The organism is Thalassospira profundimaris (assembly GCF_003326755.1).
GTDB classification, from domain to species: Bacteria; Pseudomonadota; Alphaproteobacteria; order Rhodospirillales; family Thalassospiraceae; genus Thalassospira; species Thalassospira profundimaris_B.
The window spans coordinates 36,583-60,225 of record NZ_JPWH01000027.1 but is presented as its reverse complement, the minus strand read 5'-3'; the positions used below and the strand labels follow the sequence as shown (position 1 = coordinate 60,225).

At 54.9% G+C, this 23,643-nt stretch carries 17 protein-coding genes and 1 pseudogene; 11 read left to right on the top strand and 7 right to left on the bottom strand.

The genetic code is table 11. From position 1 onward, the window contains the following. Positions 1–682 (bottom strand): annotated as a pseudogene (locus TH25_RS21415) (hypothetical protein); the annotation flags it as partial. Positions 683–1,043: 361 nt separating this feature from the next. Between TH25_RS21415 and TH25_RS21410 the strand changes: the two are divergent. The 3 genes from TH25_RS21410 (at position 1,044) to TH25_RS21400 (ending at position 5,412) form a co-directional block, all read left to right on the top strand. Further along, the gene (locus TH25_RS21410; protein ID WP_114090302.1) at positions 1,044–2,660 is read left to right on the top strand and encodes a fumarate hydratase; all 1,617 of its coding nucleotides are present in this window, start codon (positions 1,044–1,046) and stop codon (positions 2,658–2,660) included. Between the two features lie 183 nt (positions 2,661–2,843). Then, entirely contained in the window at positions 2,844–3,770 is a 927-nt protein-coding gene (locus tag TH25_RS21405) for a DMT family transporter (protein ID WP_114090301.1), read from the top strand. Between the two features lie 160 nt (positions 3,771–3,930). After that, a complete protein-coding gene (locus tag TH25_RS21400; protein ID WP_181847757.1) occupies positions 3,931–5,412 on the top strand; it encodes a methyl-accepting chemotaxis protein in 1,482 nt (493 codons plus the stop codon). A gap of 39 nt (positions 5,413–5,451) precedes the next feature. Here TH25_RS21400 and TH25_RS21395 read toward each other — a convergent pair whose 3' ends face one another. Together TH25_RS21395 and TH25_RS21390 are read right to left on the bottom strand one after the other, a co-directional pair. Next, complete coding sequence (locus TH25_RS21395; protein ID WP_258549263.1) at positions 5,452–6,657, bottom strand: AbrB family transcriptional regulator; 1,206 nt, start codon at positions 6,655–6,657, stop codon at positions 5,452–5,454. Positions 6,658–6,963: 306 nt separating this feature from the next. Next, on the bottom strand, positions 6,964–7,362 hold the full coding sequence (locus TH25_RS21390; protein WP_114090298.1) for a VOC family protein: 399 nt from the start codon (positions 7,360–7,362) through the stop codon (positions 6,964–6,966). Between the two features lie 116 nt (positions 7,363–7,478). Here TH25_RS21390 and TH25_RS21385 point away from each other — a divergent pair, with 116 nt between their 5' ends. The 4 genes from TH25_RS21385 (at position 7,479) to TH25_RS21370 (ending at position 11,921) form a co-directional block, all read left to right on the top strand. Further along, positions 7,479–8,183 carry a helix-turn-helix transcriptional regulator gene (locus tag TH25_RS21385; protein ID WP_114090297.1) on the top strand — a complete coding sequence of 235 codons (705 nt, stop codon included), beginning with the start codon at positions 7,479–7,481 and terminating at the stop codon, positions 8,181–8,183. Beyond that, on the top strand, positions 8,167–8,559 hold the full coding sequence (locus tag TH25_RS21380) for a TfoX/Sxy family protein (protein ID WP_114090296.1): 393 nt from the start codon (positions 8,167–8,169) through the stop codon (positions 8,557–8,559). Before TH25_RS21385 ends, TH25_RS21380 begins: the two co-directional genes overlap by 17 nt. Positions 8,560–8,904: 345 nt before the next feature. Then, entirely contained in the window at positions 8,905–10,905 is a 2,001-nt protein-coding gene (locus TH25_RS21375) for a putative bifunctional diguanylate cyclase/phosphodiesterase (protein ID WP_258549262.1), read from the top strand. A gap of 299 nt (positions 10,906–11,204) precedes the next feature. Further along, positions 11,205–11,921, top strand: a complete 717-nt coding sequence (locus TH25_RS21370; protein ID WP_114090295.1) for a tetratricopeptide repeat protein — start codon at positions 11,205–11,207, stop codon at positions 11,919–11,921. Positions 11,922–11,937: 16 nt separating this feature from the next. Here the strand turns inward: TH25_RS21370 and TH25_RS21365 are convergent, their stop codons facing one another. Together TH25_RS21365 and TH25_RS21360 are read right to left on the bottom strand one after the other, a co-directional pair. After that, entirely contained in the window at positions 11,938–14,148 is a 2,211-nt protein-coding gene (locus TH25_RS21365) for a SpoIIE family protein phosphatase (protein WP_258549261.1), read from the bottom strand. 2 nt (positions 14,149–14,150) lie between these two features. Continuing rightward, positions 14,151–14,456 (bottom strand): STAS domain-containing protein, encoded by a 306-nt coding sequence (locus tag TH25_RS21360; RefSeq protein ID WP_114090294.1) that lies wholly within the window; start codon positions 14,454–14,456, stop codon positions 14,151–14,153. Positions 14,457–14,735: 279 nt separating this feature from the next. Here TH25_RS21360 and TH25_RS21350 point away from each other — a divergent pair, with 279 nt between their 5' ends. Continuing rightward, complete coding sequence (locus tag TH25_RS21350; protein ID WP_114090292.1) at positions 14,736–16,346, top strand: sigma-54-dependent transcriptional regulator; 1,611 nt, start codon at positions 14,736–14,738, stop codon at positions 16,344–16,346. A gap of 42 nt (positions 16,347–16,388) precedes the next feature. On the opposite strand, the gene cobD is transcribed toward TH25_RS21350, so the two are convergent. Then, positions 16,389–17,537, bottom strand: coding sequence for a threonine-phosphate decarboxylase CobD (gene cobD / locus TH25_RS21345; RefSeq protein ID WP_114090291.1), 1,149 nt, complete (start codon positions 17,535–17,537; stop codon positions 16,389–16,391). A 265-nt stretch (positions 17,538–17,802) separates the two neighbouring features. On the opposite strand from cobD, the gene TH25_RS21340 reads away from it, so the two are divergent. The 3 genes from TH25_RS21340 to TH25_RS21330 all read left to right on the top strand — a co-directional run bounded on the left by TH25_RS21340 (position 17,803) and on the right by TH25_RS21330 (position 22,261). Then, positions 17,803–18,729: a phytanoyl-CoA dioxygenase family protein gene (locus TH25_RS21340; RefSeq protein WP_114090290.1), complete on the top strand. Its 927-nt coding sequence runs from the start codon at positions 17,803–17,805 to the stop codon at positions 18,727–18,729. A gap of 105 nt (positions 18,730–18,834) precedes the next feature. Further along, positions 18,835–21,714 carry an ATP-binding protein gene (locus tag TH25_RS21335; RefSeq protein WP_114090289.1) on the top strand — a complete coding sequence of 960 codons (2,880 nt, stop codon included), beginning with the start codon at positions 18,835–18,837 and terminating at the stop codon, positions 21,712–21,714. An 82-nt stretch (positions 21,715–21,796) separates the two neighbouring features. Continuing rightward, positions 21,797–22,261 (top strand): hypothetical protein, encoded by a 465-nt coding sequence (locus TH25_RS21330; protein WP_114090288.1) that lies wholly within the window; start codon positions 21,797–21,799, stop codon positions 22,259–22,261. Positions 22,262–22,370: 109 nt separating this feature from the next. Here the strand turns inward: TH25_RS21330 and TH25_RS21325 are convergent, their stop codons facing one another. After that, positions 22,371–23,522 carry a M24 family metallopeptidase gene (locus tag TH25_RS21325; RefSeq protein ID WP_114090287.1) on the bottom strand — a complete coding sequence of 384 codons (1,152 nt, stop codon included), beginning with the start codon at positions 23,520–23,522 and terminating at the stop codon, positions 22,371–22,373. Between the last annotated feature and the right edge of the window lie 121 nt (positions 23,523–23,643).

Here is a 23,643-nt window from a genome sequence, read left to right as displayed (position 1 = left end):
CCGATACCGCCCGGTTGGCGACTTCGGTAAGTCGGTCGATCTGCGAGGATATTTCGCTGATCGACTGGGTCATTTGTTCAGCCGTGCTGGAAACGTGATTGGCCTGCTGTGCTGTGGTGTCTCCGGCCTCGCGAATATGCCCTGCCAGATCGGATCCCTCGGCCGAATTTTCGGCAAGATCGTTTGACAGCGTATTCAGTTTGTCAGCCGCTTCCTGCACCTTTTGCGACAGATTAACGCAGTTCCGCCCCATCTTGACCTGGTCAGTGATGACTTCCGCGCTCAGGATAAATCCGGTTTCTGCCCCTGTTTCATCCTGAAGGGGGGTGACTGTGACCATCAGTGTCTGGTCTTCCAGGCGGACACGCTGATAAATCGGCATTTCCCCAAGCCGATTGCCCAGATTGTGGAACTGTTTGCGGTCAAATATTTTGTTGAGTTGCGCAAGAGGCAGGTCGATCAGTTTGGCAAAATCGACATCGTCCGTCTGCAACAGCGTCTGGGCGAATTCCCGGGAGATAAAACGGATTTTTCCCGATAAATCACATGTCACAATGTTGTAGGGAATGGAATTGATGACGTCGCGATAAAAAGTATTTTGCCGGGCAATTTCGAGCTTTGCCTCTGATTCTGATTTTCCCTTTGATTTTTCTTGTGTTCGTTTGCGCTGGAAGTTGAGCATGATCTGTTACCCCAAATAAAGATCGTTCATTTAAGGCGAGGCATACTCTGTTGTGGACTGGCGGGGGTTCAAGACAAATATCAAAATTTAATTCATTTTTAAAAATACAATTTTTGCGATTGGAGTCGTTTTATACATAAGACGATATATTATATACTTTGATAATGATTTAAATAACCGACTGGGAATGTTGGTTTCTTCTTGTTGCGATATAAAATTTCACGAATCGGTCCTGTTTGCCTTGAACCCCGCCACGGTTATGTCCTCAAAGGCGTGGTATTTTGGCGCGTCAGGCGCTATGTTCCGGTCAAGCAAAGCCAAAAAAACACCCACCTTGTTTTGAGAGAGACGGAAGCCTTCCATGAGTGATTTTGTCTATAAAGCCATGTTCGAGCAGGGCAAGGATGCCACGCCATATCGCAAGATTGGTGATGAAGGTATCGAAACCATTGAGGTTAATGGCGAAACCTTTTTGAAGGTTGCGCCCGAAGCGATTGAAAAACTCACCCTTCAGGCATTTTTTGACTGTTCGCATCTGTTGCGTCCCGGCCATCTGGAACAGTTGCGCAAAATCCTGGATGACCCGGAAGCAACGGCGAATGACAAATTTGTCGCGATGGACCTTTTGAAAAACGCCAACATTGCCTCGGGCGGTGTGCTGCCCATGTGCCAGGATACCGGCACGGCGATTGTCATGGGCAAGCGCGGTGGCCGTGTCATTACCGATGGCAGTGACGAAGAAGCCGTTTCCAAGGGCATCTGGCGGGCTTATCAGGAATATAACCTGCGGTATTCGCAGGTTTCCCCGCTCAATATGTTCGAGGAAAAAAACACCGGTTCCAACCTGCCCGCCCAGATTGACCTGTATGCAACGCCGGGTTGCGAATACAAATTCATGTTCATGGCAAAGGGCGGCGGGTCGGCCAACAAAACCTTCCTGTTTCAGCAGACCAAGGCGCTGTTGAACCCCGAAAGCCTGCGCAAGTTTCTTGATGAAAAAATCCGCACGCTGGGCACGTCGGCCTGCCCGCCCTATCACCTTGCCATCGTTATTGGCGGCACGTCGGCGGAAGCCACGCTGAAAACCGTTAAAATGGCATCGGCACGGTATTACGATAACCTGCCGACCGAAGGCGGCGAACATGGCCAGGCTTACCGTGACCTTGAATGGGAACAGAAAATTCTGGAAATGACCCGCGAAATGGGCATTGGCGCGCAGTTTGGCGGCAAGTATTTCTGCCATGACGTGCGGGTTATCCGCCTGCCGCGCCACGGCGCAAGCTGCCCGGTCGGTATTGGGGTTTCGTGCTCGGCGGACCGTCAGGTGCTGGGCAAAATCACCAAGGACGGCATCTTTATCGAGGATCTGGAACATAACCCGGCGAAATACCTGCCGGAGGTTTCCGATGAACATCTGGATGATGAAGTCGTCAAGGTTGACCTCAACCAGCCGATGGATGACATCCGCAAGCAGCTTTCGCAATATCCGGTCAAAACCCGCCTGGCCCTGACCGGCAAGGTAATTGTTGCCCGTGACATTGCACATGCCAAAATCAAGGAACGCCTTGATGCTGGTGAAGGCATGCCCGAATACATGAAAAACCACCCGGTTTATTATGCGGGCCCGGCAAAAACGCCAGATGGCATGGCATCGGGGTCGTTCGGGCCGACAACGGCCGGGCGTATGGATGCCTATGTCGAGCAGTTCCAGGCCGCTGGCGGATCGTTTGTCATGCTGGCAAAGGGCAATCGTTCCAAACAGGTCAAGGATGCCTGCCAGAAATATGGCGGTTTTTATCTGGGTTCCATTGGCGGTCCGGCGGCCCGTCTGGCACAGGATTGCATCAAAAAGGTCGAGGTTCTGGAATATCCCGAACTGGGCATGGAAGCCGTCTGGCAGATCGAGGTTGAAGACTTCCCGGCTTTCATCGTGATCGATGACAAGGGCAATGACTTTTTTGCCGAATTTGGCATCTGATCCATCCTGATCACACATATCGTTTCCAACGGGGCAGAGGCATTTTCTGCCCCGTTTTGCTTGGGTCTTTCTTGGCGGTGAAACGCGCGCCAAAAGAATAGCCAGGGCCCTGCTGGCAAATCTTGATTTGTGCGATGCAGCGTGGTCTTTTGACACCGGATTTCAATCGTCAGGATATCATTTATGTTGCGCCCGTCCGCCCCGTCATCCCCTACAGATTTGGTTGAAAACCGCCTTTTGGGCACATTCTGTGCCGTTTTGACCGTAACCATTTGGGCATCGTGGATTATTGCAACCCGCTATGCGGTAACAACGCGGTTTAATGCGATTGATATTGGCTTGATCCGCTTTTTTGTGCCGTTTGTTCTGCTCTCGCCGATTTGGTGGAAGCGCGGTATCTGGCCGCGCGGCCTGCCGATTGGCCTGGGGCTGGTTATCGTTGGCGGCTCGGGTGTGGCCTATTCGCTGGTGGTGGCAACGGCCCTTAAATTTGCCCCCGCTTCGCATGTTGGCACTCTGTTGCCGGGGGTAATGTCGATTTGGGCGGTGTTGATCGGGGTGGCCGTGTTTGGCGAAAGACCCAATGTCATCCGCTGGGTGGGCTATGGGGTGATTGCCACGGGCATTATTATTTTAACCGCCCTGCAACCCGGCCAGGCGGACGAGGATACGGTGATTGTTGGCTATGCGCTGCTGGTGTGTGCGGCCTTTATGTGGGCCAGTTATACCCATGCCCTGCGGAGATCCGGCCTTCAGGCGATTGATGCTGCTGCCTTTACCGGGTTTTGGTCCTTTGTCAGCTTCGCCGTGATCGCCCTGTTTACCGGGACCAATATTGTCGAGGCACCGCTGAATGATGTGCTGGTGCAACTTGTGTTTCAGGGGCTGTTATCTGGCGTGATTGCAGTTGTGACCTATGGCATTGCCGTTCGCAATATCGGCTCGACCGGGGCCGCGGCGTTTGGCGCGCTAACCCCGGCCTTTTCCGCCCTGGGCGGTGTATTTTTGCTGGGCGAAGCGGGCAGCATGAGTTTGATATTGGCGGTCGCACTGGTGATTGTCGGTGTGATGGTGGCATCGGGGGCGGCGGCCAAGCTTTTACGCCGTTAATTTGTTGCCCGCGAAAAGGGCTTTTCGCAGGTGCAATATCGCGCTAGGATGAAATCATCATGTTTTGGTAACGGAGCCAAAATATGCAAAGGGCAACGTGGCCTGTATGACGGCAAGGGCGAAAAGCGCCCGGCCGGTATATTGTGCTACGGAGAGTCCCATGTTTGCAGCTTTTATCCGTTCGGTTTCCCGCGAAGAAGACCCCATCCAGAGCCGTTCTGACACGATGGCGGGCATATTGCGCCTGTTGCGCGAGGTTACGGCGATTGCCGATGTTGCAGAGCAATATGATCGTGCCATTCACCGGATTCTCGAGGCGGTTTGCAATTATACCGGTTGGCCGGTCGGGCATGTTTACATGCGTGCCGGCCTTAACGCTGGTCTTGTTTCGGGCACAGCACGCCGTGACATGGCAGCGGTCGATCCGGATCATATGGTGTCTGCGGGGATATGGGTGATCGGACAGGGGGTGACGCCCGATGCGCTGGCCGAATTTTGCCAGCAGTCGGAAGCCACGGTTTTTGCCCCTGGGCAGGGATTGATTGGCGATGTGGCGCAAAATGGCGCGGCCGTGTGCCTTGCCGATGTTACAGTACGCGACGGGTTCCTGCGTGCGCGAACGGCACAACAAAACGGTTTGCGCGGGTGTTTTGCCCTGCCGGTGCGGCTGGATGGCAAGGTGATTGCGGTCATCGAATTTTTCAGCCGTGAAATCGCCCGGCTTGATGAAACAATGCTGGAGCTTTTGGGGTTTGTCACCGGACAGGTGGCCAGAGTTGTGGAACGTGCGGGCGCGATTGAAAGCCGACGCGCCCTTGCTGCCGATTTCGAGGCGGAAATTCAGGGCACTGTGACGGCTCTTGGCGTGGCGGTAAGCCAGATGCGCGGGGCGCTGGGGGTTCTGGACCAGGCCAACGGGCGCACGCGGGATTGCACGGCACGAATTGATCGCGCGGCGGATACCGCCCTTTTGCGCATTGAAAATGTCGCCCGGGGCATGACGTCTTTGCAGGATGCCCTGCAACTTGTGGGTACTGACGCTGCTGACACCCACCGCACCACCGAGGAATTGGGCAGGGATGCGCAGCATATGCAGGAAACCTTTACAGGGCTGCAAAGCCGGGCTGCCGATGCCGAAAGGATGCTGGCAACAATTTCCGACATTGCCACACGCATCAAGTTGCTGGGGCTGAATGCCGCGATCGAGGCGGCACGCGTCGGCGCGGCCGGGCGCGGCTTTGAGGTGGTTGCCAAAGAGGTCAAGGCCCTTGCTGATCAGGCCGATTTAACAACCAGAGACATTGATGTTTGGATGGGAAACGTAACGACCGCTATCAGCGAGGCCGGCCACACGGTGGAACGGTTTGCCGGAAGCATGGTCGAGTTGCGTGACCGCGCAGCGCGCACCGCCCAGCAAAGCGAGATTCAGCACGGCATATGCGATGATCTGGCGGGCAAGGCAAATGCCGCACTTGAGGATGCCCGCGCAGCCAGAAGCAGTGCCGATGACATCAGAACCGCACAGCAAAAAGGGGATGCGGTGATTAAGGAAGTTTCCCATGCTGCGGTTGATCTGGAACAGCAGGGCAATACCCTTCAGGCCCGCGTTGACGGCTTCATTCGCCGGGTGCTGGCGTTTTAGCGCGTGATGCCTGCGCAGCAGGGATTGCCAGGGGTACGATCAGATGTCCCCGGCCTGTTTATCGGCAGTCATACGCGCCATAAACCGGGCCAGAGGCGGGCCAATCAGCAATACCATAAAAAACCGGGCCGATTGCATGACCAGAATAAAAGGCAAATCGACATGGGTGCTGGCTGCGATAATGGCAACGGAATCAAGCCCGCCGGGGCTGGTTGCCAGATAGGCGGTTAACGGGTCCACATCCAGGAAGTGCACCAGCAAAACCGAAATACCGGCACAAAAGCCGATCAGCACGACAATGGACAGCAGGATTTTGGGCAGCGCGCTGGCGGCATGATGCAAAACGGCGGGGGTAAATTTAAGGCCGATGGTCCAGCCGATAATGGCATAGGTCAGGCCCAAAAACCATTCGGGCAATTCCACTTCCAGCCAGCCATTGATGTGAAGCACCATCACCGTGATGATGGGCAACAACAATGCGCCAGACGGAATGCGCAACACGACCCCCAGCACGGCCGATACCCCGGCCACCAGCAGGGTCAGGCCAAAATTGGTAAGGTCAAAAACGGGAAACCAGTCTTGAACCGGGATTGCGGTGCCAGCGGGCAGGGTGCTGGAAACCCAGAAATTTGCCACCAGTGATGCTACCGTGACCACGCAAACCACCCGCACATATTGCATGAAGGCGACCAGCCGGGCATCGGCGCCAAAGGCTTCTGCCATGATCACCATTGCCGATGCGGCACCGGGCGAAGACCCCCAAATGCCCACGGTGCCAGGCAAGACCCGGCGAATGCACAACAGCCAGCCCAAAAAGCTGCTGGCAAGCAGGGTGATCAGGGTGATGCCAAGGACCAAAGGCCAGTCATTGACAAAGGACGTTATGATGGCCGCCGTCATCGACCCGCCAATCATGGCGCCCAGAACCGACTGGGCCGCAATAAAGCTGATACGCGGGATGCGAATGGAGGCGCTGTTGGTGCCCATGATAATGCCGATAATCATGGGGCCCAGCAAAAGGGCGGCGGGGACATTAAAATGATGCAGCACGATCCCCAGCAACACAGAACTGCCAAATAACAGGGCCCATTGCAGCAATTCTGGCAGGTTTCCCAGGCGACGTGCGGGGGAGATTTCCGATCGTTGCGGCGTGTTTTGCGATTGCGAGCCACCATCGGCACGGACACTGGCACTGGCTTGAGAGGTGCTGGCGGGATGGTCTGGTTTTGGCGGCGTGTGGGGCAACGTCGTATTCCGTTTTGGTGCGTTTGGCATCGGCGCACTTTTGATTTTTTGGGGTGTGGCGTCACAGGCAGCCCTATCGACAGGGCGGCCAGAAACCCGACTATAACGGCATTGGCGTGGTGGCGCGTGTTGCCATTACAAGAGGGGGGTGTTGCCGATTTTGGTTTCGCAATGCAAAATTATTATAAGATAAATAACGGAAAGAACAAAGCCGGTTGCCAGGGCTTTGCGTGGTGGGGCAGCAATTTCTCCTTGCCGGATCAAACGGATGGCCCGGCAAGGAGCATATCGGTATCAGGTTTGGCCTTACGCGGCCGGGCCGTGGCAGACCGCCTCGATATTGTTGCCATCCGGGTCCAGGACGAAGGCCCCATAATAGTTCTCGTGATAGTGCGGGCGCAGGCCCGGCGCGCCATTATCCCTGGCACCCGCAGCAAGGGCGGCGTGGTAAAACGCATCAACAAGGGCGCGCGTCGGGGCGCTAAAGGCAATGTGGATGCCAGGCGGTGGCGTGGTGCCTTTATCGCATTCGGAAATCCAGAAAAACGGTTTGCCATGATTGCCAAAGCCGGTATGGGCCTTGTCGCCGGTTTGTTCGGCAGTGACTTCCATAACGACGGAAATATCAAGCGGGGCAAGGGCCGCACAATAAAAATCATGGGCTTTGGTGTGGTCGGTAACAGGAATGCCCAAATGGTCGATCATGAATTCCTCCGGTTCTGTTCAGCTACAGCATGACGCTATACCATAGCCCTCCTGACAGGATACTGTCAGGAGGGCTATGGTAGCATGCACGAATTGGAAAAAGCCGGAAAATTGATATGAGACGTGCAGACAGACTGTTTCGCCTGGTCCAGATTTTGCGCCGACGTAAACTGAGCCGGGCCCGCGAACTGGCCGAGGAACTGGAAGTTTCCGAACGGACAATTTATCGCGATATTCGTGATCTGGCGGCATCTGGCGTGCCGGTGGAGGGCGAGGCCGGTGTAGGCTATATCCTGCGTGACGGATATGACCTGCCCCCCCTGATGTTCGATGCCGAAGAAATCGAGGCCCTGGTGGTCGGCGCGCGCATGGTGCAAAGCTGGACCGACCCGCAAATGGCACGCGCGGCAAGCGATGCGTTGTCGAAAATCGAGGCGGTGGTGCCCGAAAGGTTGCGCGGCCTGATTGGCGGTATACCCATTGCCGTGGCCGATATTGCCCAGGAACCGATTGTTGTTTCAATGCCGGTTTTGCGCCAGGCCATTCGTGAACGCAATATTATTAACCTTGATTATACCGATGTGAACGGGGTGCGCACGCAGCGCCGCGTGTGGCCGCTGGGCATGTTGTTTTTCGGGTCGGTATGGTTGCTGGCGGGGTGGTGCGAATTGCGCAATGCCTTTCGCGTGTTCCGGGCGGACCGTATTGTGGCAATGGAGGTTCTGGGCGAACGGTATCGTCCCACGCCAGGACGTTCGATGCGTGATTACATGATTTCCGAAGGGGTCGAGGGGGAAATTTTAAATGGCCTTGGGCGTTAGCGGACAGCCGGCAGCACGTGGCCGGAACGAATTTGTCGCGATGCTGACCGACCTGTTTGCCCCGCTGGGGCATATCACGGCCCGGCGCATGTTTGGTGGTTGGGGAATTTATTGTGACGGCATTGTTTTCGGGCTGGTTGCCGACGATGTTCTTTTTTTAAAGGCGGATGATCTTTGCCGTGATGTTTTTGAAGCCCGCCATCTTGATATGTTTTATCCGCAAGGGCCGGAGGGCATTTGCATTTCCTATTACGAAATTCCCGGCGACTGGCTGGAAGATGAAGACGACATTCTGCCTTACGCCCGTGTCGCCCTTGATGCCGGGTTGCGGGCCAGCAGAACCAAAAAAACAAAGAAGAAAAAAACAATAAAATGACGCGCCAATGCGCTCCTGATATTGGTTTTATCTGGCCGGTTTTCCATTTATACGGGTGCAGTTTTGTCCGTGTTTGGCGCTGTTGGGCAGGCCAAACGTGCGGAGCGGTGTGATCTGTGACAGTGGGGACCTTGTTCATTCGGCGGGATACCCTAAACGGACAGGGTAATAATTTAGTCTGATGGTATAATTTTTGCCGGGCTTCTCTTTAATCTTTATATTATAAATATATCTACAGCTAATATCCTTTCCCGATGATCGGCCAGAGAGTGACGCGCTGATCGGGAGCAAGCAAACCCCGCAGAAAAGCGCCCCGCTGCCTGCCATCTGAGCGAGAGTTAATTCGTGTTTTTAACGAAGCAGTTTGAGAGCTTTGTTGATCTGTTCCGGTTGCATTACGAACGTCCGGAATTGATGCGTGCGCAGGTCGAAGGCCTGACGCGGCAAATACCGATGATGTATTTGCTGTTGATGGTAAATGCACTGGGTCTGAGTTATACGCATTTTCAACAGGCTCCCGTTTTTCTGACGGTATTCTTTCCCGGTTTTTTGACGTTATTGTGCCTTTTTCGCTCTATTGTCTGGATCAGGACAAAGGCGGTTCTGGACGATATGCCGAGTGTTGTTCTTATGCTTCAGCGTATTCGCTTCATGGCTGTCGCTGTAAGTGTCTTGTTTACCGGCTGGGCGATTGCACTTTATTGTTTTGGCGATGAATTGCACCAGCTTCATGTCGCCTATTTCATTTCGGTGACGGTTGTCGGATGTGTTTTTTGCCTGTTTCAGTTTCCGGCAGCCGCCTTGTTTGTCATTACAACGGTTTTTGGCGGCTGTATCGCGACATTTTCCTTTAACGGAACCGCGATTTTTTCGATGATTTCGGTGAATATGCTGACGGTGTTTCTGGTCGTCATCTATTTTATCCGCAGTTATTATTTGTCCTTTGCCGACCTGTTACAGTCGCGAAAGGTCTTGCAGGAAAAACACTATCAGACCCTTGAACTCAGTGCGCAAAACGAAAAACTGGCCCATTGTGATGCCCTGACCGGTCTTGCCAACCGTCGGGATTATTTTAACGTTCTCAATGCCAAAATCGCCCATGCCCTGCAACGGGCTTCGGGGGACGAAAACAACACGGGCCCCCGGCAGTTTGCCGTTATTTTGATCGATCTTGACGGTTTCAAGCCGGTTAACGACGTTTATGGGCATTTGGCCGGTGACGAAATACTGGTCAGTTCCGGTAAACGCATTTGCAATGTATTGGGAACCGGGGGATATGTTGCCCGGTTGGGCGGCGACGAGTTTGCGGCGATTGTCGATGGCTATGACAGTGCGGAGACACTGGAAAAGACTGCCACCGAAATTTGCGCCATTTTGAAACAGCCCTTCGAGTGTGCCGGGGGATATGTGCAATTGTCGGCGACTGTTGGGATTGCAACCTTTCCCGCTGCCGCACGTACGGCGATTGGTTTGTTTGAACGCGCCGATTTTGCCCTTTATCATGCCAAGCGCAATGACCGGGGCACAAGCATGCTGTTTGCTGCCTGTCATGAAACCATTATTCGCCAGGAATCGCGCATTGAGCAGGGCTTGCGCCAGGCCGATCTGGAACAGGAATTATCCCTGGTTTTTCAGCCGGTTTATAATCTGGACAGCGGTGCCATCTATTCGGTAGAGGCGCTGGCGCGCTGGCACAGCCCCGAGCTGGGGTTTGTGGCACCTGACGTGTTTTTTCCGATGGCGGAAAGAACCGACCGGGTGAATGATTTGACCCGTATCCTGTTTAACCGGCTGTTGCAGGAAGTTGAAAACTGGCCGGTGCATATTGGCGTGTCTTTTAATCTGTCGGCGCATGATCTGGCTGTGTCGGAAATGATGGATTGGCTGATTGCGCGGATTGACCAATCGGGCATTGAGCCGTCCCGTATTACATTTGAAGTCACCGAAACGGCAATTCTGCGCGATTTTGATGCGGCCCGCCAGCATATCGAACGGTTGCGTCGTTGCGGAGCACGCGTGGCCCTGGACGATTTCGGGATCGGTTTTTCCAGTTTGCGCTATGTGCATGAACTGGAAATTGACTGCCTTAAAGTTGATCGCAGCTTTATCACGCCGATTGTCAGTAATCCCCGCAGCCAGCATATCGTCAAAACCGTTTTTGACATGTGCGAAAACTTTGGCATTGATTGTGTGGTCGAAGGGGTTGAAACCCTTGAACAATGCACCACTCTGCGTGAATTGGGGGCCCGTTATGGCCAGGGCTATTTGTTTGCCCGTCCGGCAGCAAAGGTGTCGTTTGATCCCTTAAACACCGTTTGTGACGCATCCGTTAACCCGGGTAGCTGACGGGTTTTGATGGTGAAACGCTGTTGAGAGGGGGGCAGCAGGGTTATCATGGGGCGATCTCACCATCGGATTTGACCGCCCGGAATGGGGTTTTGATAATATATTGAATTTAAAAGTAAATTTTCAATAAAACGGTTTTTATCGTGTGATTTTCCCGCGTCGTTTATCTGATGGCTGACATTGTAAGGTCTATTGGCTTGTAAGTCCCTGATACGACTCGAGAAATTTTTCATTGTTGCCTGTTTCCTGCCGAGTCGGTACCATCGCCCAACTTTATTTGCACGCAGGGTTCTGGCAAAATGGCGCAATCACAGCCGGGTCTTTACATAACATCGTCCCCGAACGGAGAGACGGCGGATTTGGCCCCCGAAACGCGGCTGCGACTGCGCCAGTTGATCGATTGTCTTCCCGATGTTCCGGCCCGCCTGCGGGTGATGGGGCATGCCCTGCTGGATGCGGGCCTGACCGATCTGGCGCTGGAATGTTTCGGGCGTGCCCTTTTGGCCGATGATCTGGATGATGCAACCCATTTGGGGCTGGTTAGGACCTATTTGCAAAAAGGCAACCGCAACCAGGCTGTGGCGCATTTGGAAATTGCCATCAGTCTGCGCCCGGAAATGCGGGATTTGCGTGTGATCCTGGCGGAGCTTCTATGTAACAGTCGGCATTTGCGGCGCGCCCTTGATCAATTGGCACAGGTTTTGTCTGACGAGCCGTCCCACGCCGGGGCCAGACGGGGGCTTGCCACTATTTTGCAGGCCTGCATCACCCGGTCTGCCAATGTGACCCGTGAGAATGTTTTGCAAGCCACCCCGATTGTACCTGCACAGATTGCGCCTGGCCCGGTTGCGCCCGCAGCAATCCGGCTTGTGCCGATGCAAACGGATCCGGCCCCATCCGGCGGGGTGATGGTTTGGCAAAATCACGCGGCCAGCCAGATCGAGGTCAAAAAACACAATAGCCCGACCCGCGCCTGGTACTGGAGCGAACCTGCCCATCCGGCCATTCGATCCTGATCAGGGGCAACAGGCCTTATTGCCGGGAAGGGGCAGTTTGTGGTTGCAGGGTGATGAGGGTGAAATCATCGCTTAGCTCGCGGGGGGTATGATCGTAAAAATAGTCCGTGACCTGGGATGCCAGGTCGCTGCCACCACCCGGGCGTTTCATGATATGATACAGGACATCCTGCAGGCGTTCCGGATCCAGCATATTGCCGTTATTTAACGGTGTTTCGATCAGGGCGTCGCTATAGAGCATGAGGAAGGAATTATCGCCAAACGGGGTTTCGCGGGTTTCGTAACGGGCGTCATTGGTGACGCCAAGAGGCACCCCGGACCCGTCGAGGAAGCGTATTTCCTGGCCGTTGTTTTTACCGATCACCGGAGATGTCGATGCCGCACAGGCATATCGAAACAGGGCCTTTTTACGGTCAATGATGCCATAAAGCATGGTGGCATATTGCCCCACCGGCAAAAGCCGCTTGAGCTGCACATTGAGGGATTCGAGATAACTGCCAGGGTCATGCAGGTCTTCGCCGTCGGACCACATCAGGGAATGCAGGCGAAAGGTGTTAAGGGCCGCACCAATGCCGTGGCCGGCGAAATCAACCAGATAAATTGCCAGTCTGTCTTCATCAAGCGGTGCCAGGCCCCATATATCGCCGCCCAGTTCGGATGACATCTGAAATGTGGCGCTGATGGAAAGCCCGTAATCACGACCAACGGTGCGGTAATAGTCCGGCCGTGGCACCAGCATGGCCTGCATGTCATGGGCCAGGACCAGTTCGGACTGGGTTCTGTCACGATAGGCGCGTAACTGTTTGACCAGAATACGGTGTTCCAGATGAATGCGAACCCGTGCCAGCAGTTCCGATTTGTTGAGCGGCTTGAGAATAAGGTCGGTTGCGCCATCCTCGAAAATGCGCGTGCGGCCTTCGTTTTCTTCAAGCGCGGTTTGCGCAATGATGGGAACTTCAAAATAGTCGGGATCGGCACGGATCTGTTTGCAGACATCATAGCCGTCCAGGCCGGGCATGATGATGTCGAGAATAATCAGGTCCGGCTGGTTTTGCCGCACCTGTTCAAGGGTGTCATTGCCGTCACGCGCAAAGACCAGATTGGTGAAACCTTCGGCCCGCAAATAGGAGGCGACAATTTCACGCGAGATCAGGGTGTCGTCGGCAATCAGGATGCAGGCCTGATAGAGTTCGCGGGGGTCTTGTATCTCGCCGGCAAAGGCAATTGGCGCGATATTCTGACCGGAATTTTCCGCAGGAAGTGGCGGGGTTGCCGGGCTGACGGGCCGGGAAGATGCACCGCCGGACCGGGCGGACCCGACAGGCGGTGGTGCAGCGGCATATAACCGCGCTGCCGACGGGGGCCGATCGGTCAAATCCGTTGAAACGGAACCATCTTCCATTGCCGGATGGCCGGAAAAGCGCATACGAATGGTGCGGCCATCACGTTCAAAGCCAAGATCATTGCACAGTGTTCGGATGAGCGACAATCCGCGCCCGAATGTGGAATCGCTGCCGGGCATGGCGCGCAATTCGCCGTTTTGGGGCGGTATGAAGCCACGTCCCTGATCATGGATGAAAATTTCCACGCCGTGCGTTTCGGTCAGTTGTCGCGCTGCGAGAATGATGGCGCGATGGCCAAAGTCGGGATCGGCAAGCCGTTCACGCGTGGTTTGTTCCAGCGCATTGAATTTTTCCATCGAAAGATGGCCGGTGGTGTCGATTTCCATGTTGCCATGCAAAAGCGAATTGGAAAAAGCTTCCTGCACGGCGATTTCAAGGGTTGGCGCAATTTTGTCGTGCAACACGCCGCGCCGGCGCAGGGCGGTGACAAATTTGCGGGCAATTGGCAAATGATAGGCGCTTTGCGTGGACAGGCAGGCAAGAAGGTCCCATTGCGGGCCGGGAAACGGGCGGCGTAACGGGCTGAGATCGCCCAGTTCCAGCCCGTCATAGGCTTCGATAAAATAGTTGCAGTTCAGTCGCGGCAAGGCGCCCAGCCAGTCCGGCGTGACCAGATTGGGTAAAAAACACACCTGAAACCGGGTTTCGCGGGGGAAATCCTCGATACCGGTACCGTGGAAGAAACGGGTGTCGGATACATCTTCGGCAACGAAAAGATGCTCGCCAAAGATCAGGTTTTTGGCCGTTTCAAGGCTGGCATTCCCGGCAATGGCGACACGATGCGTCATTGGTGTGCCAGAAGCCTGATAGATGCCGCCAGACATTATCAGTCTTCCATCTGGAAAAGAGTGTCGAAGCGGGCAACTTCCAGCATGCGTTTGACCTGGCCTTTTGCCCCGCGCAGCACAATGGTGGCATGGTTTTTTTCCGCCTCGTCACGGGCGAGCAGTAGCATGCCCAACCCGGCTGAATCGACAAATTCGATCCCGGAGAGATCAAAGATCCGGGTAAGGGAATTCAGGCTGGAAAGTTCGTCGATCAGTTTGCGAAATACCGTATGGTCGCTAAATGTAAAGCGTTCGGACATTTCGATGATAACGGCAGTTTCGTTTTGCTGCGTTTTATAAATCACGCTGTCTTCCTCCTGGTCGACGGGTCGCCATTCAAAAAATATTTCCAATATTTTTCAATTGTCGGGATATATTTTAGCCGAAATTTTGTTCTTCGCCTATATTCACTCATGTGAAGTTTTGCGCACGACGTTTGGGTGTTACGGTCCGGATTGTCAGATGACAGGATACTCATATATATATGATTTTTCATACTGTTTTCGCTAAAAACCTCTGGCAAAAGGACGATAGGCAGCACTGCCGTTGATGCCCCTGTCAGACGAAGGAAGTAGTTGACCAGCATGGCAGTTTCCGATGCCCGTATTCTGATTGTTGAAGATACCCTGTCGCTGGCACGGGTATATCAGGATTATTTGCGTGTCGATGGGCATGATATTGCCCATATTGGCGTCGGACGCGAGGCCATTCGCCTGTTGCAGGAAAACCGGTTTGATGTGGTCGTTCTTGATTTGCTGTTGCCGGATATGGACGGTCGCGATGTGTTGCGCATGGCCCATGAGGTTTCACCATCAACGCGGATTATCGTGATTACCGCGCATGGTTCGGTCAATGTCGCGGTGGAGGCGATGCGCGACGGGGCATATGATTTTTTATTAAAACCCTTTACCGCTGAAAAATTGCGCGAAACCGTTTCGGCGGCCCTTGCGGGCAAAGCACAGCACATGGATGCCGAATTGAATGCAGCGCCCGAAGGCGGGGGCGGGAGACGTGCGGAAAAGAAGCTGGACGTCACGTTTGGCGACGGCGAGAAATATTTTGACTTTATCGGTGCTTCCGAAACCATGCGTGGTATTTACCGGATCATCGATTCCGCAGCGCCAAGCAGGGCGACCGTTTTTATTACGGGTGAAAGCGGGACGGGCAAGGAACTGGCGGCAGAAGCCATTCATCGTCGTAGCGAGCGGGCAAATGCGCCTTTCATTCCGTTAAACTGCGGCGCCATTCCCAAGGATTTGATGGAAAGCGAGATTTTCGGTCACGTCAAAGGGGCCTTTACCGGTGCGGTGACAGACCGTGAGGGGGCGGCGCACCGCGCGGCAAATGGAACCCTGTTTCTGGATGAAATTTGCGAAATGGATCTGGAGCTGCAAACCAAGCTTTTGCGTTTCATCCAGACCGGAACCTTTCAGAAGGTTGGTGGCAGTTCGCTGGAAACAGTGGATGTGCGGTTTGTTTGTGCAACCAACCGCGACCCGCTGGAAGAGGTTCGTGCGGGCCGTTTCCGCGAGGATTTGTATTATCGCCTTCACGTTATTCCATTGCATATGCCGCCCTTGCGCGATCGCGGGCTGGACGTGCTGCAGATTGCCAATTTTTACCTGCAGCGGTTTTCCCAGGAAGAGGGCCGCGATTTCACACGGTTCTCACCCGATGTGGCAGACCTGTTTTCACGCTATTCCTGGCCGGGAAATATTCGCCAGCTTCAAAACATCATCCGCAATATTGTGGTGCTGAATAACGGGCCTGCTGTTGAAATGTCGATGGTGCCGCGCCCGGTAAGCAATTTTGGCCTTGAGGGGTCTTTGGTCAACGGTTCCATCGAAGCCCCGCCGCCCCATCCCGTGGTTTCGCCCGAGCGCGATGCAGACGGGCGAATATGGATGGATGACCACGAAGCCCTGGCCTTTTTGTCGGGCAACCAGAACCAGCCGCAACCCCTGCCCAATAGTGGTTTGGGTATTTTTGCCGCCCGTCCGGTGCATGCGCGTAAAAAGAATGACGAGATCACCAAGGGCATAGAGGCAATCCGTCCGCTTTGGATGGTGGAAAAAGACGCCATCGAGGATGCCATTAACCGGTGTGATGGCTCCATTCCCCGTGCCGCCGAGGCATTGGGGGTCAGTCCATCGACCATTTATCGGAAAAAACAGGCCTGGGAAGAAATCGGTTAGGGGCAGCCGTTTGGGGATCCTGTTTACGGGCTGTTTTGACGCTTATGCGTTTTGTTCTTCAAAATCAGACAGGGCCGTTGCCAGGCGGTTCATGTTTTCCGCAGTGCCAGGCAGGCCCAGTCGCAACCAGGTTGGCGCGGGGGCAAAGCTTCGTCCCCAAATGCCTTTTTGTGCCAGATGATGCTGCAATTCGGGCAGGTTTTGCCCGGCATAAAGGCGTAAAAGGTCCGTGCCACCAATCAGTTTGGCCCCACTGGCGCGGAGGATGTGTTGGTCCAGCCAACGCGCCTGGATATGCAGGTTTTCGCGGGTTTGCTGCTGCCAGGCTGTGTCGCTTAGCGCCTTTGTCGCGATATGAAGGGCCGGGCCCGGCACAGACCACGGACCAAGGCGGTCGGATAATTGGGCAATAAGCGCGGGCGCGGCGATGGCAAATCCAACGCGCAGGCCCGCCAGGCCAAAGAATTTGCCAAAAGATCGCAGGATGACCGTGTTTTTCAGGTGTGTGATCAGGTGGCACAGCGAACTTTCCGGGCAGGTATCGGCAAAGGCTTCATCCAGGATCAAATATTTGTCGTGCGCATCAAGATATTGGGCGAATTCGTACAATGTTGCTGCATCAATTATGCCGCCATCAGGATTGTTGGGATTGACGATGACAAAAACATCGTGCTCTGCCACCAGGTGCGGAAAATCGATGTTACTTTGCGCACCACGCCAGCCTGTTGCATGAAGATTGGCGGCCAGGGCGCGGGATGTTGGGGTGTGGAAGCCGTGCGACAGGATGTGCTGTCGGTCGCTCGCTGTTGTCTGGATGTTGGTTGTGTCAATACCGGCGCGTTTCCAGGCCGGGGCGTGTTCACCATAGGTTGGCCCAAAAACGGCAACTTTTTTGACCGGCAGGGTTTGCGCCAGAACAAAGGGTAAAAGCTGGATCAGGGCCTGTGTGCCCGGGGCACAAACAAGATGACCGGGCACGGGAACGCCGTAATAGTCCTCTGCGGCTTTGACCAGTTCGGCCAAATCGTGCGCCAGCGGCAGCCTGTGCCAGTAATGCTGCGGAACATCCCCGACCCGATAGGGCAGCGGATTGATCCCGGTTGAAAGGTCCAGCCATTGCTCCAGTGCGATGCCGTATCGCTGCGCGGCCAGATCTATCGCGCCACCATGATGGGAAATGTCGTCCTTCATTTTATCGGCGGCTCCGTCATCGGTTATCGGGCAGGGGGATTGCTGGTGCTGTTCCTGTTTCTGCCTAGCCTGCCTTGACCCCCAAGGCAAGAGGCGTAAGAGGCGCAAGAGGCGGGCCGGACAGATGTTTGGATCAGGGTATGGGGCGATGTTTTCCCAAGGTCAATGATGCCATTGGCAAACGGGCCTGTCCGGGGCTTGCGCAAGGGGACAATCGCCCATATCGTCTGGCGCGGCTTTGGTGGCACGATAGGGCATTGCATTTATGATAACGGTCAAACAGGCACAAAACGCCGATTACTGGCGCGAGCTTAACCCCAACCTGTATATTTCCGGCCAGGCAGGGGCCAATGATGCCATACTGAAGGCGTGTGCCGACAAGACCGCAAATATAAACCCGGCGGAGAGCCGGAAGGAAGACGAAGCGCCTGACCTGTTTGCCGGGGTCAGTTTTTCGGCCCTGTCGGAGCGGTTTTGGGACGAGGGGTATTTTCTGCTGCATGATATTTTGCCCGTTACCCTGCTGTCTGGTTTGCGTGATGCGATAGAGCGCCTTGTTGACGCCGGCCTGCCGCCCGCGATGATTTATTTGTATGATGAGGCCTGGCAGGTTTTTGCAGCACTGCGCCCGTTATTGACCCATTTTCTGGGGGACAGGGTTGCATTGCTGCCGCATTTCTGGGCCTGGCATGTTGATCCGCGTGATCAGGGCCGGGGGTGGCCGCCGCATCGCGATTATCAGGGTGAAAGCGCGATTGGCGATGACATGCTGATCAGTCTTTCATTGTGGGTGCCGCTGACAGAGGCAACGCCCGAGAATGGCTGTATGTATGTGTTGCCGCGCAGTTTCGAGAGGTGGTATGATTTTGTTGTTACAAAACCTCAGGATATTGAATTACAGGATGTAAGGGCATTGCCAGCCAGTCCCGGTGCGGTTATGGGATGGCGTCAGGATGTGTATCACTGGGGAAGCCGGGCATCGCGGCACGCATCTTCCCCACGGATCAGCCTGTCGCTGGAGTTTCAGAATGCGGCCTTTGACCCGCTGGGGGATCCGTTGCTTGATCTGGAAATGCCCCCGTCCTTTCGCGAAAGACTTTTGCTGATTGCCCGGCAGTTTGAAAAATACCGGCATATGCAAAAGATTGACGACGACATATTGGCCTGGAGCCGCGCGATCCTTTCGGCGTGATGTCCTAAGTATGTCGCCTTGGGCAGCCGTGTGAACGGCACAAATGGTCCGGTTGTTGGCGGATAAATATAAATAGCGTGAAGCGAGTTGGGAGACCGGGGGTAGATGCTTCGACTGACGGCCATTTGTCTGGCGGTGTTTTCGTTCATTGCGGGTATTTATTTTACGGTGCCTGTTCTTTTCGGGGCACCGGGCAGGGAACTGTCATTTGCCATCGCCTTTGTTGTCGAATTTATGGCGCTGTTTTCGGTCGCGGTTGGCTTTGTCATTTATGACACGACGGGGCGGCGACAACTGCTTTATGTGGCGCTGGGCATGGTCGCGCTATTTGTGGGTGACGGGGTTAATCTTGCCGCGCCGATGATATTGGCGCATTTACAGCCTGGCTGGCTGTGGGCCCTGTTTTCGGATGTGTCGTGGTTCGTCCTGCTTAGTCGCGTGGTCGCCAATGGTTTTTTTCTGGTCAGCCTGCTGCGCGCCAATGCACGCGACAATATTTGTCGTAGTGACCAGATCTGGATCGCCATCCCCGTGATTTTGGGCTGCGTGATTGTTGTGCAGCTTGCGCTGTCGCTGGTTTCCCCCAATTTTGCCTATGATTTTTCACATGTTTTTTCCAACATGATGATTTTGCCCTTGTTGGGCAGTATCGTTTTGACCCTGATGGCATTGTCGGGGTATTTGATGCGGGTCATTCGTCGCCCCGCAGCATTCGAGGTGCTTTTTACCCTATTTCTGCTTAATGCTGTTTATCATCATATGGCGTTTATGCTGTTTGACGAGACAGGACGCAATATAACCGAAGCGTTCTTGATGCCGTCGCGTTTGTTCAGTTATGGATTTGTGCTGATCGCGATGGTGGCGGCCCTGCGCGATCTTTATCGCAGCGCCTCGCAGGCCAGCTCGGCAAAAAGCGCCTTTCTTGCCACCATGAGCCACGAAATCCGAACCCCGCTTAACGGGGTGCTGGGAATGGCACAGTTGCTGCGCCAGACAAATCTCAATCAGATACAGCGAGAAAGAGTAAACGCCATTTTATCGTCTGGCCGGGCCCTGATGACCTTGCTGAACGATATTCTGGATATGAGCAAGATCGAGGCCGGCCATGCCGATATCGAGATCCGGCCTTTTCGCCCCTATGATGTGACCTGTGATTTATCCAGTGCCATTTTGGCCCTGACACAGGAAAAAAACCTAAAGCTGGTCTGGGATGACAAAATATTGCGCAACCGTATTTTCATGGGCGATGAAGTGCGGTTCCGCCAGGTATTGTGGAACCTGTTGTCTAATGCGGTAAAGTTTACCCGAAAAGGCAGTGTGCACCTGGTTGTTGAATATGACCCCAGCCGTGCGGGCGGGCGTATTCCCGGTCATCGTCCCAACGAGGTTTACCGGTTTTCCGTCAGTGATACCGGCATTGGTATTGCCCCGGAACGCCAGGAAAGAATTTTTCAGGCTTTTACCCAGGGGGACAGTTCAACCATGCGCCAGTTTGGCGGGACCGGCCTGGGATTGTCGATTTCGCAAAACCTGATCCGGATGATGGGCGGGCATATCGGTTTGCACAGTGTTCCTGGCCAGGGCACACGTTTTGACTGTTGGCTGCCATTTGACGTGCGCAGTGTAACGCAAGACCTGATAGATCACGACAAAGCCCGGGCTGAGGAAAATCCGATTGGCATTTTGGCCGACAAGCGCGTTTTGGTGGTTGAGGATAACGAAATCAATGCCAATGTGATGTCGGCCTTTCTGGAACGCATGGGGCTTAAGGTCGATATTGTCGGGAACGGGCGCCTGGCGGTGCAGGCGTTTCAGAAAAACAAATATGATGTCATTCTGATGGATGCCCATATGCCGGTTCTCGACGGGGAGGGGGCAACCCGCCATATTCGTGAAATCGAGCGGGAATCCAGCGGTGGGCGCGTGCCTGTTATTGGGGTGACAGCCGATGTTTTCGCCGACCGGCAGCGTGATTTTCTTGCCGCTGGAATGGATGAAGTGCTGACCAAACCGATCGAGGAACGGCGCCTTTATGCAAGCCTGATTCATCATTTGCGCGGGCGCGGCGATTTGCTTGACCTTACCGGCGGCGGATCGTCGGCAACGGCTGACACGAACCAGGCGCGTTCGGCCGGTCCGGCTGATATTCCGTGGCAAACCCTGTCTGAAATCCGTGCTGCTGCCAGGGGGCAGGCCGCCCCAAAGACGGCCAGTGAGGCAGAGGATGCCGGTGATGGCGGTAATATCGGCACTGAAGTGGCACAGGAAAATGGCCGGGCCGCACGGTGGCCGGAAACGGCGATAAGTGGGGGGGTGCCACCCAAGCAGGATTTACCCGCCCCCGTACAGCAGCATTCGGCCCTGCATTTGCCGCGAAAGGCAGTGGATCTGTCCAAAAAGAATGACATGTTGCGCCATCGGTCCGGTCAAATGCCCGGCCTGTTGGCGGAGACGGATCGGCCAGCCCAAGACAGAACCCTTGTGGGGCCGGGTATAGTGGCCGGGGCAACAGACACCCAGCGCGACGATGAACCTGATACGAATACCGATACGACCACCGATGCCGATACGGGTATCGATACCCGCACCGAAACAGATGCCAGCCAAAATGCAAAAAGCGGTTCGGATGATGAAGTTGTCTGGGTCAACAAGATTCGGATGCAGGAAATGCTTGATGCGCTGGGTCGGGAGCAGATGATCACCCTGATCAAAATGTTGCCTGATGCCTATCGCGAGGAATGTGACCGCATGACTGGTGCGATTGCGACTAATGATACAGTTGCCTTTCGCCGCGCGGCCCATTCGCTTAAGGGAATGGCAGCAAACCTTGCCGCCGATGAAATTGCGCGCCGGGCGCGGGACCTTGAATATTTTGACGGGCCGCTGGACCAGACACCGGCCATGATCAGGGAAATGGACGACATTTTGCAACAAACCATGCAAAGACTATTGGCTGTGACAGCAGACAAGCCACCTTTCGATTGAGATTGACGTTCGTATGGTTGATTGAAAAGTTTTCCCCGTGTTAGGTGAAAGGGATTGAGGGGCGATAAAGGAGAACAAATCCATGAAGCGCGTTCTTTCCCAGTCAATCCTTTGGGCGATGTCGGCCGTTTTTCTTTTATGTGGTACCGCCCTGGCGGACGCCGCGAACGCCGCATCCGACCAGAAAGACGGCACTAATGATGGCACGGGTGGGCAACCGAATGGCCGTCAGGTTCAAATTCTTGATACTCAAAGAAATGTTGAAATTTCGGGCGAGAAAGGCCAACTCGCCAGGTTGACGAATCCGCAAACCGGGATAAAGGAAATGGCGGTATTGATGCAAACCGCCGACCTGGACAGCCAGCCGATTATGATTGCCATGCGCCTTGCGCATCCGCTGGCCGAGGCGGAACTGGCCTATTTTGACAAAAACAGCCCCGGTAACGTATCGCTTTCGGCGTCATGCCGTGAAGTGCTGGTCGCCAAAATGCCCAGTGGGCGCCATGTCGCCCAGGGCAACCAGTGCAATATTGTCGAATTTTACTGACCTTGCGCGATGCGTCGCGCCCTGTTGCCCGGTGCGGGCGGACAACAGGGCCTATGACGTATGATGCAGTGTGGTGTAGTGTCGTGTGATCCGTTTGAGCGGTGACAGATCAGCGGGTTACAAGGTCCAGCGAATGGCGCGATAGTGCCTCGTTTCCTTGATCGGTGACAATCACGGAATGGCCTGGGCACATGGCACAACCGCTGTCACTGTCCATCAGGATCATGTGCAGGAAAAACACCATGCCCGGTTCGGCAATGACGGGGTTGTCGTGGTAAAACATCGGCCAGTCCATCCAGTTTGGCGCAAAGGTCGTGCCCATTGAATAGCCACAGGCATTCAGCCGATGGGATTTCATGCCATTTTTGTCGCAGATACGGGCATAGGCATCAAAGACATTGCCAATCGGCTCCCCGGGTTTAAGGGCATCGCGGCAGGCTGCCATTGCCTCGCAGGCGACCTTGTGCATTTCAATATGCCGGGGGGAGGTTGTGCCAATCGGCACGGTGCGCATCATGGCGGCATGATAGCGGCGATAGGCCCCGGCCCATTCCAGGGTGATCTGATCGGTTTCGGCCAGGTGCTTGCGCCCGGAAAAATAACGGCACAACAACGCATCCTGGCCCGCACCTATGATAAATTCATTGCCGGGATAATCCCCGCCGCCCGCAAAAACGGCACCCTGCATGGCAGCCAGAATATCGCCTTCAAAGGCCCCGGCGTGCACCTGTGTCAAGGCGGCGTCCCAGGCATCATCGGCCAATTCGCCTGCCCGGCGAATATAGGCCAGTTCTGCCGGGCTTTTGATCACACGTAATTCGGATACCAGCCGGGACGCATCGGCAAGGGTGCAAAACCCCGCAAGGGCGGTATCGAGCTTTTTGCCATTTGCTGCGGTTAAGCCATAGGCATCATATTCCACGCCCAGCTTTTTGCCTGCTGCGCCAAATTCTGCCAGCATGTCGCGCAATTGCAGGGCCGGGTTGACATCGGGACCATCCACCCAGATGCGAATATCCTCGATGTCCGAGGTATGGCGTGCCTGGCGCAGGTCGGGTGCGCGGGTGATCAGGGCGACCCGGCCATCACTTCCCAGGTAAAGACACTGGAAAAACACATATCCAAAGGTGTCATAGCCCGTCAGGTAAAACATGCTTTCCTGGCGAAACATCAAAAGACCGTCGAGACCGGCTTTTTCAAGTTTGGCGATGGTGGCGGCACGGCGTTGGGCGAGTTCACTGCGTTCAAAATGAAGGGCCATTGTGATTTCCCGTTGTCAGTGGTGGCGGTAGGCTGTTTGAACGCTATCAATTCCGGGGGCGGGAGGCACAGCATATTTTACGCGCCTTGCGAAAAGGGACGGGTATGTCGGGCCTGTCGGG

What these genes read in the sequence shown, in the direction of transcription:
- TH25_RS21410 (WP_114090302.1), top strand. Translation starts at nt 1,044, where the DNA reads ATGAGTGATTTTGTCTATAAAGCCATGTTCGAGCAGGGCAAGGATGCC.
- TH25_RS21405 (WP_114090301.1), top strand. Translation starts at nt 2,844, where the DNA reads ATGTTGCGCCCGTCCGCCCCGTCATCCCCTACAGATTTGGTTGAAAAC.
- TH25_RS21400 (WP_181847757.1), top strand. Translation starts at nt 3,931, where the DNA reads ATGTTTGCAGCTTTTATCCGTTCGGTTTCCCGCGAAGAAGACCCCATC.
- TH25_RS21390 (WP_114090298.1), bottom strand. Translation starts at nt 7,362, where the DNA reads ATGATCGACCATTTGGGCATTCCTGTTACCGACCACACCAAAGCCCAT.
- TH25_RS21385 (WP_114090297.1), top strand. Translation starts at nt 7,479, where the DNA reads ATGAGACGTGCAGACAGACTGTTTCGCCTGGTCCAGATTTTGCGCCGA.
- TH25_RS21380 (WP_114090296.1), top strand. Translation starts at nt 8,167, where the DNA reads ATGGCCTTGGGCGTTAGCGGACAGCCGGCAGCACGTGGCCGGAACGAA.
- TH25_RS21370 (WP_114090295.1), top strand. Translation starts at nt 11,205, where the DNA reads ATGGCGCAATCACAGCCGGGTCTTTACATAACATCGTCCCCGAACGGA.
- TH25_RS21365 (WP_258549261.1), bottom strand. Translation starts at nt 14,148, where the DNA reads ATGTCTGGCGGCATCTATCAGGCTTCTGGCACACCAATGACGCATCGT.
- TH25_RS21350 (WP_114090292.1), top strand. Translation starts at nt 14,736, where the DNA reads ATGGCAGTTTCCGATGCCCGTATTCTGATTGTTGAAGATACCCTGTCG.
- cobD (WP_114090291.1), bottom strand. Translation starts at nt 17,537, where the DNA reads ATGAAGGACGACATTTCCCATCATGGTGGCGCGATAGATCTGGCCGCG.
- TH25_RS21340 (WP_114090290.1), top strand. Translation starts at nt 17,803, where the DNA reads ATGATAACGGTCAAACAGGCACAAAACGCCGATTACTGGCGCGAGCTT.
- TH25_RS21335 (WP_114090289.1), top strand. Translation starts at nt 18,835, where the DNA reads ATGCTTCGACTGACGGCCATTTGTCTGGCGGTGTTTTCGTTCATTGCG.
- TH25_RS21330 (WP_114090288.1), top strand. Translation starts at nt 21,797, where the DNA reads ATGAAGCGCGTTCTTTCCCAGTCAATCCTTTGGGCGATGTCGGCCGTT.
- TH25_RS21325 (WP_114090287.1), bottom strand. Translation starts at nt 23,522, where the DNA reads ATGGCCCTTCATTTTGAACGCAGTGAACTCGCCCAACGCCGTGCCGCC.